Below are 13,362 nucleotides of genomic sequence, written 5' to 3'. Positions count from 1 at the left end.
GCCTCCGCGTCGAACAACTTCCCAAACCTTCGAGTGACGTACGGACGAGCCGCTACGCGTAGGCTCATTTTCTGGCGGCCGTCGGGCCGGAATACGATCGAGACGGATGGCCGTCCACCCACTCGGCCCACAACACAAACGGAAGCGAGACTTCACCACCGTGACTGCTCTGACTCTCAGCACTGCCGGCGTGGCGACGCTGCGCGCCGACGCCCTCGTGGTCGGCGTGGCGAAGGGCCCGAAGGGCCCCGTCGTCGCCGCAGGCGCCGAGGCCGTGGACAAGGCCTACGACGGAAAGCTCGCCACCGTGCTCGACGCACTCGGCGCCTCGGGCGCCGAAGGCGAGACCACGAAGCTGCCGGCCCCGGACGGTCTGAAGGCCCCGGTCGTGCTGGCGGTCGGACTGGGCCCCCTCCCCGCGGAGGACGAGTCGTACGACGAGGAGGCGCTGCGCCGCGCCGCCGGTGCCGCCGCCCGCGCGCTGCACGGCAGCAAGAAGGCCGCCTTCGCCCTCCCCCTCGACGACGCCTCCGCCGTCACCGCCGTCGCCGAGGGCGCGCTGCTCGGTGCGTACGCCTTCACCGCCTACCAGGGCGGCGAGAAGAAGGCCGCGGCCGCCAAGAACGGCGGACCCAGGCAGCCCCTCGCCGAGGTCGCCCTGCTGGGCGCCAAGCCGCGCGACAAGGAGCACAAGGCCGCGGTCGAGCGCGCCACGGTCGTCGCGACCGAGGTCAACATCGCCCGCGACCTGATCAACACCCCGCCGAACGACCTCACCCCCGAGGCCTTCGCCGCCGTCGCCTCCGCCACCGCGAAGGAGCACGGCATCAAGGTCCAGGTCCTGGACGAGAAGGCGCTGACCAAGGGCGGCTACGGCGGCATCATGGGCGTCGGCAAGGGCTCCGAGAACCCGCCGCGCCTGGTGAAGATCTCCTACACCCACCCCCGGGCGGAGAAGACCCTGGCCTTCGTCGGCAAGGGCATCACCTACGACTCGGGCGGCATCTCCCTGAAGCCGGCCGGCCACAACGAGACGATGAAGTGCGACATGTCCGGCGCCGCCGCCGTGTTCGCCTCCGTGGTCGCCGTGGCCCGGCTCGGCCTCCAGGTCAACGTCACCGGCTGGCTCGCGCTCGCGGAGAACATGCCGTCGGGCTCGGCCACCCGCCCCGGTGACGTGCTGCGCATGTACAGCGGCAAGACCGTCGAGGTCCTGAACACCGACGCCGAGGGCCGCCTCGTCCTCGGTGACGCGCTGACCAAGGCCTCCGAGGAGAATCCGGACGCGATCGTCGACGTCGCCACCCTGACCGGCGCGATGGTGCTGGCCCTGGGCAACCGGACCTTCGGCATCATGTCCAACGACGACGCCTTCCGCACCGCGATCCACGAGATCGCCGAGGAGGTCGGCGAGGCCTCCTGGCCGATGCCGCTCCCCGCGGACCTGCGCAAGGGCATGGACTCCCCCACCGCCGACATCGCCAACATGGGCGAGCGCATGGGCGGCGGCCTGGTGGCCGGCCTCTTCCTCCAGGAGTTCGTCGGCGAGGGCATCACCTGGGCGCACCTGGACATCGCGGGCCCGGCCTTCCACGAGGGCGCCCCGTACGGCTACACCCCCAAGGGCGGCACCGGCTCGGCCGTCCGCACCCTGGTGCGCCTGGCCGAGCGCACCGCCACGGGCGACCTGGGCTGACGCGGTCCCGCGGCCCTTCCGGGGCCCTGGTGTGAGACGTGACGCACAGCGGCCCCCTTGATCACCACTTGATCGAGGGGGCCGCCGTGTTCACCCACAACGAAATCCGTAGGTTTCTACGCTTCGGTAACCCCTGCTCCGGGCAGAACGACCTGCCACAGTGCGGGCCCGGCGTCCCGCGTTCCCCCGACAAATGCGAAGATGGGTTCTCGGCAGGACAGGGCCCCCACCACAGGGCCGAAGAAACAAGCGGCCGATTACCAGCCGCCGCCCGGTCACAGAGGACCGGTGCCCGGCGCACATGCATGGAGGACGTGACGTGGCGAACGACGCCAGCACCGTTTTCGACCTAGTGATCCTCGGCGGTGGCAGTGGCGGTTACGCCGCGGCTCTGCGCGCATCCCAGCTGGGTCTGGACGTTGCCCTGATCGAGAAGAACAAGCTCGGCGGCACCTGCCTGCACAACGGCTGCATCCCCACGAAGGCTCTGCTGCACGCGGGTGAGATCGCGGACCAGGCCCGCGAGGCCGCCCAGTTCGGTGTCAAGACCTCCTTCGAGGGCATCGACATCGCGGGTGTCCACAAGTACAAGGACGAGATCATCGCGGGCCTGTACAAGGGTCTGCAGGGCCTGGTGGCCTCCCGCAAGGTGACGTACATCGAGGGTGAGGGCCGCCTTTCCTCGCCGACCTCCGTCGACGTCAACGGCCGGCGCATCCAGGGCCGCCACATCCTGCTGGCGACCGGCTCCGTGCCGAAGTCGCTGCCGGGTCTGGTCATCGACGGCAACCGCATCATCTCCTCGGACCACGCGCTGGTCCTGGACCGCGTCCCCGAGTCGGCGATCGTGCTGGGCGGCGGCGTCATCGGCGTCGAGTTCGCCTCGGCGTGGAAGTCCTTCGGCTCCGACATCACCGTGATCGAGGGCCTCAAGCACCTCGTCCCGGTCGAGGACGAGAACAGCTCGAAGCTGCTGGAGCGCGCGTTCCGCAAGCGCGGCATCAAGTTCAACCTCGGCACCTTCTTCGACAAGGCCGAGTACACCGAGAACGGCGTCCGCGTCACCCTCGCCGACGGCAAGACCTTCGAGGCCGAGGTGCTGCTGGTCGCCGTCGGCCGCGGCCCGGTCTCCCAGGGCCTGGGCTACGAGGAGCAGGGTGTCGCGATGGACCGCGGCTACGTCCTGGTCGACGAGTACATGCAGACCAACGTGCCGACCATCTCGGCCGTCGGCGACCTCGTGCCGACCCTGCAGCTCGCGCACGTCGGCTTCGCCGAGGGCATCCTGGTGGCGGAGCGCCTGGCCGGTCTGAAGACCGTCCCGATCGACTACGACGGCGTCCCGCGCGTCACCTACTGCCACCCCGAGGTCGCCTCGGTCGGCATCACCGAGGCCAAGGCCAAGGAGATCTACGGTGCGGACAAGGTCGTGGCCCTGAAGTACAACCTGGCGGGCAACGGCAAGAGCAAGATCCTGAAGACCGCGGGCGAGATCAAGCTCGTCCAGGTCAAGGACGGTGCCGTGGTCGGCGTCCACATGGTCGGTGACCGGATGGGCGAGCAGGTCGGCGAGGCCCAGCTGATCTACAACTGGGAGGCCCTGCCGGCCGAGGTCGCGCAGCTCATCCACGCGCACCCGACCCAGAACGAGGCGATGGGCGAGGCCCACCTGGCCCTGGCCGGCAAGCCCCTGCACGCACACGACTGATCGTCACGGGCGCGACGACCACTTCCGCACTTTCGTTAGGAGCAACTGAAACCATGCCGGTTTCCGTAACCCTTCCGGCGCTCGGAGAGAGCGTGTCCGAGGGCACTGTCACCCGTTGGCTGAAGGCCGAGGGCGAGCGCGTCGAGGCCGACGAGCCGCTGCTCGAAGTCTCGACCGACAAGGTCGACACCGAGATCCCGTCCCCCGTCTCCGGCGTCCTGGCCTCCATCAAGGTCGCCGAGGACGAGACCGTCGAGGTCGGCGCCGAGCTGGCCGTCATCGACGACGGCTCCGGCGCGCCGGCGGCTGCCGCCGCTCCGGCCGCCGAGCCGGCCGCCGCCCCGGCGCCGCAGGCCCCGCAGGCCGCCCCGTCCCCCGAGGTCGAGACCCCGGCCCCCGCACCGACGGCCGAGGCGGCCGCCGGCGGCGGTTCCGCCGAGGGCACCGACGTCGTGCTCCCGGCCCTGGGCGAGTCCGTCACCGAGGGCACCGTCACCCGCTGGCTGAAGCAGGTCGGCGAGTCCGTCGAGGCAGACGAGCCGCTGCTCGAAGTCTCCACGGACAAGGTCGACACCGAGATCCCCGCGCCGGTCGCCGGCACGCTGCTGGAGATCCTGGTCGGCGAGGACGAGACCGCCGAGGTCGGCGCCCGTCTGGCCGTCATCGGCGTCGCCGGTGCCGCCCCGGCCGCTGCTCCGGCCCCGGCCGCCCCGGCTCCGGCCGCCGCTGCCCCGGCTCCGGCTGCCGCTGCCCCGGCTCCGGCTCCGGCCGCCGCCCCGGCTGCTCCGGCCGCTCCGGCCGCCGCTCCGGCCCCGGTCCAGGCTGCCGCCCCGGTGGCCGCCCCGGCTCCGGTGACCCCGGCTCCGGCCGCTGCCGCTCCGGCTCCGGTCGCCCCGGCCGCCCCGGCCGGTGACGAGGGCGCCTACGTGACCCCGCTGGTGCGCAAGCTCGCCTCGGAGTCCGGCGTCAACCTGAACACGGTCACGGGCACCGGTGTCGGTGGCCGTATCCGCAAGCAGGACGTCCTGGCCGCCGCCGAGGCCGCCAAGGCCGCCGCTGCCGCCTCGGCTCCGGCCGCCGCCGCTGCCGCCCCGGCCGCCAAGGCTCCGGCCGCCGCGGTCTCCGAGCTGCGCGGACAGACCGTCAAGATGACCCGCATGCGAAAGGTCATCGGCGACAACATGATGAAGGCGCTGCACTCGCAGGCGCAGCTCAGCTCCGTGGTCGAGGTGGACATCACCAAGATCATGAAGCTGCGCGAGCAGGCCAAGGGCTCGTTCCTGGCCCGTGAGGGCGTCAAGCTCTCGCCGATGCCGTTCTTCGTCAAGGCCGCCGCCCAGGCGCTGAAGGCCCACGCGGTCGTCAACGCCCGGATCAACGACGACGAGGGCACCATCACCTACTTCGACTCGGAGAACATCGGCATCGCCGTGGACTCCGAGAAGGGCCTGATGACCCCGGTCATCAAGGGTGCCGGTGACCTCAACCTGGCCGGTATCGCCAAGGCGACCGCCGACCTGGCCGGCAAGGTCCGCGGCAACAAGATCACGCCGGACGAGCTGTCGGGCGCGACCTTCACCATCAGCAACACCGGTTCGCGCGGTGCGCTGTTCGACACGGTCATCGTGCCCCCGAACCAGGTCGCCATCCTGGGCATCGGTGCCACGGTCAAGCGCCCGGTGGTCATCGAGACCGCCGAGGGCACCGTCATCGGCGTCCGCGACATGACGTACCTGACCCTGTCCTACGACCACCGCCTGGTGGACGGCGCGGACGCGGCCCGGTACCTCTCGGCCGTCAAGGCGATCCTGGAGGCCGGCGAGTTCGAGGTCGAGCTCGGCCTCTGAGCGGCCGAGGACCGCGACGAGCCGAACGGCTTGTAACCAGCCTCACTGTCGGCGCCCCCGTCCGGGATACTCCCGGGCGGGGGCGCCGCCGTATTGTCTACGCATCAGGCCCGCCCCGCCCACCACCGCGCACTTCCTGCCCACCCCTCAGGAGATGAAGCCCCGATGATCACCCCACCCGTCGTGCACTCGCTGCGCGAGCAGATCCGCGAGCACATCGTGGAGGGGATCGTCAGCGGGCGCTGGAAGCCCGGCGAGCGGATCGTGGAGCGGCGGATCGCCGTCGAGCTGGAGGTCAGCCAGACGCCCGTGCGCGAGGCCCTGCGCGAGCTGGAGACGCTGCGGCTGATCGAGTCGGCGCCGAACAAGGGCGTCCGCGTACGGAACCTGTCGGCGGCGGACCTGGAGGAGATCTACCCGGTCCGGGCCGGCCTGGAGCAGATCGCGGCCGAACTGGCCGCGCCCCGGCTGGCTGCGGACTGCACGGCGCTGGAGCCGCATGTGGCGGCCCTGTGGGAGGCCGACCGGACGGAGGACGGGACCGCGCAGGTCCGGCACACCGTCGGCTTCCACCGGGAACTGGTGCGTGCGGCGGGGAACAGCGTGCTGCTGCACACCTGGGAGAGCCTGGGCATCGAGGTGTTCACCGCGCTGTCCATCCGGTGGCTGGGCACGGTCCAGAAGTCGTACGCCGAGGAGCACGAGGCCCTGGTGGAGGCCTTCCGCAACCGGGATCCGGACATCGGGGTGCTGGTGAAGCGCCATGTCCTGGGGTGCGCGCCGAGGGCCTGACGGGGCGGCTTGTCCTGGTTTGCCAGGCACCGGGTGCCCGTTTTGCTGGCACCCGGTGCCGACTTTCCCCGGATCGCCATTTCTTGGCCACTTTCATTTGATCGATCATCGATCAGCGATTTACAGTCATCGGCGGACCCCTACCCGGGTCCGCCGACCCTGTCCTGCCCGTCAGGGATTTCTTCACCACCTCTCCTTTGTCCGGAAGGCGGCGCACACCGATGTCCGACCCCGTAGGAAAGCTTCCGAGCGAGCTCGACCAGCTCCCGGACCGCGACACCGAGGAGACCGCCGAATGGGCGGCCTCCCTCGACGCCGTCGCCCAGGCCGCCGGTACGCGCCGCGCCGAATACCTGCTCCGCCGCACCCTCCAGCACGCCGAGGCCGCCGGCCTCGCCCTGCCGAAGCTGCTGGAGACGGACTACGTCAACACCATCCCGACCTCCGCGGAGCCCGAGTTCCCCGGCGACGAGGAGATGGAAGCCAGGATCACCGCGTGGAACCGCTGGAACGCGGCCGCCATGGTGACCCGCGGCTCCAAGTACGGTGTCGGCGGCCACATCGCCACCTTCGCCTCGGCGGCCTGGCTCTACGAGACCGGCTTCCAGCACTTCTTCCGCGGGAAGGAGGCCGACGGATCGGGCGACCAGCTCTACATCCAGGGCCACGCCTCCCCCGGCATCTACGCCCGCGCCTTCCTCGACGGGCGCATCTCCGAGCAGCAGCTCGACAACTTCCGCCAGGAGTCCGGCGGCAACGGCCTGCCGTCCTACCCCCACCCGCGGCGCCTGCCGTGGCTGTGGGAGTTCCCCACGGTCTCCATGGGCCTCGGCCCGCTGTCCGCGATCTACCAGGCGCGCTTCAACCGCTACCTGCAGAACCGGAACATCAAGGACACGTCGCAGTCGCACGTCTGGGCCTTCCTCGGCGACGGCGAGATGGACGAGCCGGAGTCGACCGCCGCCCTGGCCCTGGCCTCCCGCGAGCAGCTCGACAACCTGACCTTCGTCATCAACTGCAACCTGCAGCGCCTCGACGGCCCGGTCCGCGCCAACTTCCGCGTGGTCCAGGAGCTGGAGGCCCAGTTCCGCGGCGCCGGCTGGAACGTCATCAAGTCCCTGTGGGGCTCCGCCTGGGACGAGCTGTTCCAGCTGGACACCACGGGCGCCCTGGTGCGCCGCCTGCGCGAGGTCCCGGACGCGCAGTTCCAGACGTACGCGACCCGCGACGTGGCGTACATCCGCGAGCACTTCTTCGGCGCCAACGCCGAGCTCGTGCAGCTCGCCGGCGTGCTGTCGGACGCGAAGATCGCCGAGTGCTTCCACAGCTCCCGCGGCGGCCACGAGCCCCGCAAGGTGTACGCCGCGTACAAGGCCGCCCTGGAGCACAAGGGCGCGCCGACGGTCATCCTCGCGCAGACCGTCAAGGGCTACACGCTGGGCGCCGGGTTCGAGTCGAAGAACGCGAACCACCAGATGAAGAAGCTGACGATCGACGAGTTCAAGGGCATGCGCGACCTGCTCGGACTCCCGATCCCGGACAGCGCCTTCGTCGACGGCGTGGTCCCCTACGGCCACCCCGGTGCGAACAGCCCCGAGGTGCAGTACCTGAACGAGCGCCGCGCGGCCCTCGGCGGCCCGGCCCCCGCCCGCAAGGTCCACCACGTGGCGCTGCCGGCTCCGGCCGAGCGCTCCTTCGCCCCGCTGCTCAAGGGCTCGGGCAAGCAGGAGATGGCCACCACCATGGCCTTCGTCCGCCTGGTCAAGGACCTGATGCGGGACAAGGAGACCGGCAAGCGCTGGGTGCCGATCGTCCCCGACGAGGCCCGCACCTTCGGCATGGAGTCGCTCTTCCCGTCGGCCGGCATCTACTCGCCGCTGGGCCAGACGTACGAGCCGGTCGACCGCGACCAGCTGATGTACTACAAGGAGGCCAAGGACGGCCAGATCCTCAACGAGGGGATCACCGAGGCCGGCGCCATGGCCGACTTCATCGCCGCCTGCACGTCGTACGCGACGCACGGCGAGCCGATGATCCCGTTCTACATCTTCTACTCGATGTTCGGCTGGCAGCGCACCGCCGACCAGATGTGGCAGCTCGCCGACCAGCTCGGCAAGGGCTTCATCGTCGGCGCCACCGCCGGCCGCACCACGCTGACCGGTGAGGGCCTCCAGCACGCGGACGGCCACTCGCACCTGATCGCGTCCACGAACCCGGCGTCGCTGAACTACGACCCGGCCTTCGCGTACGAGATCGCGGTGATCGTCAAGGACGGTCTGCGCCGGATGTACGGCGAGAAGCCGGAAGACGTCTTCTACTACCTGACCGTCTACAACGAGCCGAAGCCGCAGCCCGCGATGCCCGAGGGCGTCGAGGAGGGCATCGTCCGGGGCCTGTACCGCTTCAACACGGCGGCCGACCTGGGCGAGGCGGCCCCGGCCGCGGACGCGCCGAAGATCCAGCTGATGGCCTCCGGCACGGCGATCCACTGGGTCCTGGAGGCGCAGGCGCTGCTCGCCGCCGACTGGAACGTGGCCGCCGACGTCTGGTCCGCCACCTCCTGGGGCGAGCTGCGGCGCGATGCGCTGGAGTGCGACGAGGCGCTGCTGCGCGGCGAGATGCGCACCCCGTACGTCACGCGTGCGCTGGAGGGCGTCACCAGCCCGGTGCTGGCCGTCTCCGACTGGATGCGGCAGGTCCCGGACCAGATCAGCCAGTGGGTGGAGCAGGACTACACCTCGCTCGGCACCGACGGTTTCGGCCTGTCCGACACCCGTGAGGGCGCCCGCCGCCACTTCGGCGTCGACGCCCAGTCGATCGTGGTGGCCGCGCTGGCGCAGCTCGCCCGCCGCGGCGAGGTTCCGGCGTCCTCCGTCAAGGAGGCCCGCGAGCGGTACGGCCTGTAAGGGCCGGTAGGCGTTCGACACGGCGAAGGCCGGTGTCCACCCCCGCCAAGGGGGTCGGACACCGGCCTTTCCCCGTGTGCGCGGTGGCGGCGCGGGGGCTCACCCGTGATGCTGGAGCGGTGATGGACGAGACGGAGTTCTGGGAGATCGTCGACAGCACCCGCGAGGCGGCCGAGGGTGACCCCGAGGAACATGCCGAGCTGCTCGTCGAGCGGCTGGCGCAGCTCGACCCGGACTCCGTCCTGGACTTCGCCCGCCACTTCGAGTCCCGGTACAACCGGGCGTACACCTGGGACCTGTGGGGGGCCGCCTGGGTGCTGCTCGACGGGGCGAGCGACGACGCGTTCGACTACTTCCGCTGCTGGCTGATCGGCCAGGGCCGGGAGGTCTTCGAGGGCGCGGTGCACGATCCCGACCAGCTGGCGGAGCTGCTCGGCGAGTTCGACGAGGAGATCGACGGGGACGGCGAGGAGCTGGGGTACGCCGCGGACGAGGCGTACGAGCAGCTGACCGGCGTGGTGGCCCCCGACCTCGGGATCCCCCTCCAGCCGGCGGAACCGGAGGGCGCCCCGCTGGACTTCGAGAACGAGGCCGTCCTCGCGGAGCGCTTCCCCCGGCTGTGGGACCGTTTCAGGGCCTGACGACACTCCCTAGTAGTGCGTGCCGCCGTCGATGCGGATCTCGGTGCCGGTGATGAAGGCGCCGTCCTCGGAGCCCAGCATGGCGACGACACCGGCCACGGTCTGCGGCCCGGCGAAGCCCTGGCCGATGGCCGGGGCGAGCTTGGTGAACAGGCTCCAGTCGGTGTCCTCGGGCAGGCCGGGGCCGTTGCCGGTGGTCATGCCGCTCTCGATGGAGCCGGGCGCCACGGAGACGAAGCGCAGGCCCTGCTTGCTGTACTCGGCCGCCAGGGCGTGGGTCATGGACTGGATGCCGCCCTTGCTGGCCGCGTACGCGGACATGTAGGGGTGGGCGAAGGACGCGGAGGTGGAGCTGAAGTTCACGACGACGGGCTGCTCGCCCTCCAGCAGGGCGGGGAGCGCCTCGCGGACCATCAGGAAGGTGCCGGTGAGGTTGACCCCGATGACCTTGTTCCACAGGTCGAGGGTGGTCTGGTGGGTGTGCGCGGAGCGCAGGATGCCGGCGGCGTTGACGAGGACGTCGAGCCCGCCGAGGGCCGCGACGGCTGCGGCGACCCCGCTCCGGACCGCGGCCTCGTCGGATATGTCCAGGACCGCGCTGCTCAGCCGCTCTGCATGGCCCGCGGCGGCGGCCGCCTCCGCGGTGCCCTTCAGCCCGGCTTCGTCGACGTCCACGGTGTGGACGCGGCCGCCCTCGGCCAGGATGCGGTGGACGGTGGCCCGGCCGATGCCGGAGCCGCCGCCGGTGATGAGGACACGACGTCCTTCGTAACGGTTCATGGAGCGAGCGTACGGGCGTATGACACGTTTTGCCATAGTGACAATGCATGCAATTACCGGCGGGTCCGGGGAGTAGGCTTCCCTCGTGAGATCCCCTCGTCCGTACTCTCCCCTGCCCGGCCCCGGGGCCCAGTCGCTGACCGAGCGCCGCAAGGCCGCCACCCAGCTCGACATCGCGCGCGCGGCCTGCGCCCTGTTCGCCGAACACGGGCCCGACGGCACCACCGCCGAGGACATCGCCCACCGCGCCGGTGTCGCGCTGCGCACGTTCTACCGCTACTTCCGCAACAAGCAGGAGGCGGTGGCCCCCCTCCTCGCCACCGGGGGCGACACCTGGCGCGCCCTGCTCGCGGAGGAGCACCCGGGCACCCCGCTCGCCGAGGCCCTGGAACGCGCCGTCACCCGCTCCCTCAGCGACCCCACGGCGGTCGGCGAGGGCCTGGAGGTGACCCGCGGCCTGCTGCGGGCGTCGGCGACGGACCCGGCGCTGCGGGCGGTCTGGTACCGCGTGAACCAGGACTCCGAGGAGCACCTGGTCCCGGTCATCGCCCGACTGGCCGGCCCGGCCGCGGACCCCCTCGCCGTACGCCTCCTCGCGGCGGCGGCCACCGACGCGATCCGGGTCTCCCTGGAGGTCTGGTCCGAAACCGACACCCCGCCCACGGGCCCGGACTCCCCTGCCCAACTGGCCGTCCGCTCCCTGCGGGAGCTGACCCGCGGGATGGACATCCTGTCCGGGCGGTGACGCGGACAACGGCAGAGGCCCTGCCGCTCTCCGAGGAGAGCGGCAGGGCCTCTGTCAGGCTTCGCCCGGTTCTTAGATGTCGAAGTACATCTCGAACTCGTGCGGGTGCGGGCGCAGCGCGATCGGGGCGATCTCGTGGGTGCGCTTGTAGTCGATCCAGGTCTCGATCAGGTCCGGGGTGAAGACACCGCCGGCCAGGAGGTACTCGTGGTCCTCCTCCAGGGCCTTGAGGACCGCATCCAGGCTGGTCGGGACCTGCGGGACGCTCGCGTGCTCGTCCGGGGAGAGCTCGTAGAGGTCCTTGTCGATCGGCTCCATCGGCTCGATCTTGTTCTTGACGCCGTCGAGGCCGGCCAGGAGCAGCGCCGAGAAGGCCAGGTACGGGTTCGAGGACGGGTCCGGGGCGCGGAACTCGACGCGCTTGGCCTTCGGGTTCGAGCCCGTGATCGGGATGCGCATGGCGGCGGAGCGGTTGCGCTGCGAGTACACCATGTTGACCGGCGCCTCGAAGCCCGGCACCAGGCGGTGGTAGGAGTTCACCGTCGGGTTGGTGAAGGCCAGCAGCGACGGGGCGTGCTTGAGGATGCCGCCGATGTAGTAGCGGGCGGTGTCCGAGAGGCCCGCGTAGCCGGCCTCGTCGTAGAAGAGCGGCTCGCCGCCCTGCCACAGCGACTGGTGGACGTGCATGCCCGAGCCGTTGTCACCGAAGATCGGCTTCGGCATGAAGGTCGCGGTCTTGCCGTTGCGCCAGGCGACGTTCTTCACGATGTACTTGAAGAGCATCAGGTCGTCGGCCGCGGCGAGCAGCGTGTTGAACTTGTAGTTGATCTCGGCCTGGCCGCCGGTGCCGACCTCGTGGTGCTGGCGCTCGACCTGGAGGCCCTGGGCGTCCAGTTCGAGGGAGATCTCGGCGCGCAGGTCGGCGAAGTGGTCGACCGGGGCGACCGGGAAGTAACCGCCCTTGTAGCGGACCTTGTAGCCGCGGTTGTTCTCCTCGGAGCCGGTGTTCCAGGCGCCGGCCTCGGAGTCGATGTGGTAGAAGCCCTCGTTCGCGGTGGTCGCGAAGCGCACGCTGTCGAAGATGTAGAACTCGGCCTCGGGACCGAAGAACGCCGTGTCGGCGATCCCGGTGGAGGCGAGGTAGGCCTCGGCCTTCTTCGCGATGTTGCGCGGGTCGCGGCTGTAGGCCTCGCCCGTGATCGGGTCGTGGATGAAGAAGTTGATGTTGAGCGTCTTGTCCTTGCGGAACGGGTCCAGACGCGCGGTGCTGATGTCGGCACGCAGCGCCATGTCGGACTCGTGGATCGCCTGGAAACCGCGGATCGAGGAACCGTCGAAGGCGAGCTCCTCCGCCGGGTCGAACGCTCGCGCCGGGATGGTGAAGTGCTGCATCACACCAGGCAGGTCGCAGAAGCGGACGTCGACGAACTTGACGTCGTTCTCCTCGATGTACTGCTTCACTTCGTCGGCGTTCTTGAACATCCAACTCCTCCTACTCCCGGTCCCGGGGCAGGGACGGGCTTTATAGCTCGTGGTGCGTCAGTGCGGTGCCGCACGCTGACCCGACCATAAGCAGACGGGATTTCTCAAGCATGACCCATTTGTTTCGCACAAGTTAACCAGGGTCCGGCCGGGAGGCCGCGGAGCCGCACAGGTACCGTGTTCGGGTGGACAACAGGCAAGCAATCGGATCATGGCTCTCCGGCCCCCGTGCAGCCGCCGAGGACATGGGTGTCGACCTCGGCTACCCGGGTCGGCGGCTCGGCCTGCCCCAGCAGGGCCCCGGCTCCGCGGCCCGCTTCGGGCGCCGCCTCGGCGCCGTCGCCGTCGACTGGATCGGCTGCCAGCTCATCGCGTACGGGCTGATCACCGGCGGCAGCGGGACCGCGACCGGCAACTGGACCCTCGCGCTCTTCGTCGCCCTGAGCGTCCTCACGGTCGGCACCGTGGGCTTCACGCCCGGGAAGCGGCTCCTCGGGCTGCGGGTCGTCGCGGAGGGCGGAGGCCGCCTCGGCCTCGGCCGGGTGGTGCTGCGCACGCTGCTGCTCGCCCTGGTCATCCCGGCGCTGATCTGGGACCGGGACGGCCGCGGCCTGCACGACCGGCTCGCCCGCGCCGTCCAGGTGCGGATCTGAGCGGCCCGAGCGGCACTACGAGAACGACGGCTTCTTCGACCACGTCGCGCCGCCGGTAGCCCCGCCGGGCACCCCGGGCGAGTACATCGACGGCGTGCCGATCGGGCTCGGC

Annotated in this window: 10 protein-coding genes and 1 pseudogene; 9 read left to right on the top strand and 2 right to left on the bottom strand. The window is 70.7% G+C overall.

Features of this window, described 5'->3' with window-relative positions; genetic code table 11:
• Window positions 1–160 precede the first annotated feature (160 nt).
• The 6 genes from ABZ128_RS32765 (at window position 161) to ABZ128_RS32740 (ending at window position 9,590) form a co-directional block, all read left to right on the top strand.
• Window positions 161–1,696, top strand: a complete 1,536-nt coding sequence (locus ABZ128_RS32765; protein WP_356853204.1) for a leucyl aminopeptidase — start codon at window positions 161–163, stop codon at window positions 1,694–1,696.
• Window positions 1,697–2,015: 319 nt separating this feature from the next.
• Entirely contained in the window at window positions 2,016–3,404 is a 1,389-nt protein-coding gene (lpdA, locus tag ABZ128_RS32760) for a dihydrolipoyl dehydrogenase (RefSeq protein WP_356853202.1), read from the top strand.
• 53 nt (window positions 3,405–3,457) lie between these two features.
• Window positions 3,458–5,251 (top strand): 2-oxoglutarate dehydrogenase, E2 component, dihydrolipoamide succinyltransferase, encoded by a 1,794-nt coding sequence (sucB, locus tag ABZ128_RS32755; protein WP_356853201.1) that lies wholly within the window; start codon window positions 3,458–3,460, stop codon window positions 5,249–5,251.
• Between the two features lie 168 nt (window positions 5,252–5,419).
• Window positions 5,420–6,043 (top strand): GntR family transcriptional regulator, encoded by a 624-nt coding sequence (locus tag ABZ128_RS32750; protein WP_356853227.1) that lies wholly within the window; start codon window positions 5,420–5,422, stop codon window positions 6,041–6,043.
• Between the two features lie 221 nt (window positions 6,044–6,264).
• Complete coding sequence (aceE, locus tag ABZ128_RS32745) at window positions 6,265–8,949, top strand: pyruvate dehydrogenase (acetyl-transferring), homodimeric type (protein ID WP_356853199.1); 2,685 nt, start codon at window positions 6,265–6,267, stop codon at window positions 8,947–8,949.
• A gap of 122 nt (window positions 8,950–9,071) precedes the next feature.
• Window positions 9,072–9,590, top strand: a complete 519-nt coding sequence (locus ABZ128_RS32740; protein WP_356853197.1) for a DUF4240 domain-containing protein — start codon at window positions 9,072–9,074, stop codon at window positions 9,588–9,590.
• 9 nt (window positions 9,591–9,599) lie between these two features.
• Here the strand turns inward: ABZ128_RS32740 and ABZ128_RS32735 are convergent, their stop codons facing one another.
• The gene (locus ABZ128_RS32735) at window positions 9,600–10,370 is read right to left on the bottom strand and encodes an SDR family oxidoreductase (protein ID WP_356853196.1); all 771 of its coding nucleotides are present in this window, start codon (window positions 10,368–10,370) and stop codon (window positions 9,600–9,602) included.
• An 85-nt stretch (window positions 10,371–10,455) separates the two neighbouring features.
• Here ABZ128_RS32735 and ABZ128_RS32730 point away from each other — a divergent pair, with 85 nt between their 5' ends.
• Window positions 10,456–11,115 (top strand): TetR family transcriptional regulator, encoded by a 660-nt coding sequence (locus ABZ128_RS32730; protein ID WP_356853194.1) that lies wholly within the window; start codon window positions 10,456–10,458, stop codon window positions 11,113–11,115.
• Between the two features lie 72 nt (window positions 11,116–11,187).
• On the opposite strand, the gene glnA is transcribed toward ABZ128_RS32730, so the two are convergent.
• Window positions 11,188–12,597 carry a type I glutamate--ammonia ligase gene (glnA, locus tag ABZ128_RS32725; protein WP_356853192.1) on the bottom strand — a complete coding sequence of 470 codons (1,410 nt, stop codon included), beginning with the start codon at window positions 12,595–12,597 and terminating at the stop codon, window positions 11,188–11,190.
• A 185-nt stretch (window positions 12,598–12,782) separates the two neighbouring features.
• On the opposite strand from glnA, the gene ABZ128_RS32720 reads away from it, so the two are divergent.
• Both ABZ128_RS32720 and ABZ128_RS32715 read left to right on the top strand, forming a co-directional pair.
• Window positions 12,783–13,250, top strand: coding sequence for an RDD family protein (locus ABZ128_RS32720; protein WP_356853190.1), 468 nt, complete (start codon window positions 12,783–12,785; stop codon window positions 13,248–13,250).
• 31 nt (window positions 13,251–13,281) lie between these two features.
• Window positions 13,282–13,362: pseudogene (locus ABZ128_RS32715) on the top strand (hypothetical protein); the annotation flags it as partial.

The sequence above is a fragment of the Streptomyces sp. NPDC006326 genome (genome assembly GCF_040612915.1).
Classification (GTDB): Bacteria; Actinomycetota; Actinomycetes; order Streptomycetales; family Streptomycetaceae; genus Streptomyces.
The sequence above is the reverse complement of the archived record's forward strand: the minus strand, read 5'-3'. Positions and strand labels throughout refer to the sequence as shown.

Bases quoted from the DNA above. Each gene is read 5' to 3' on its own strand.
- sucB (WP_356853201.1), top strand. From the start codon at position 3,458: ATGCCGGTTTCCGTAACCCTTCCGGCGCTCGGAGAGAGCGTGTCCGAG.
- aceE (WP_356853199.1), top strand. From the start codon at position 6,265: ATGTCCGACCCCGTAGGAAAGCTTCCGAGCGAGCTCGACCAGCTCCCG.
- ABZ128_RS32735 (WP_356853196.1), bottom strand. From the start codon at position 10,370: ATGAACCGTTACGAAGGACGTCGTGTCCTCATCACCGGCGGCGGCTCC.
- ABZ128_RS32740 (WP_356853197.1), top strand. From the start codon at position 9,072: ATGGACGAGACGGAGTTCTGGGAGATCGTCGACAGCACCCGCGAGGCG.
- glnA (WP_356853192.1), bottom strand. From the start codon at position 12,597: ATGTTCAAGAACGCCGACGAAGTGAAGCAGTACATCGAGGAGAACGAC.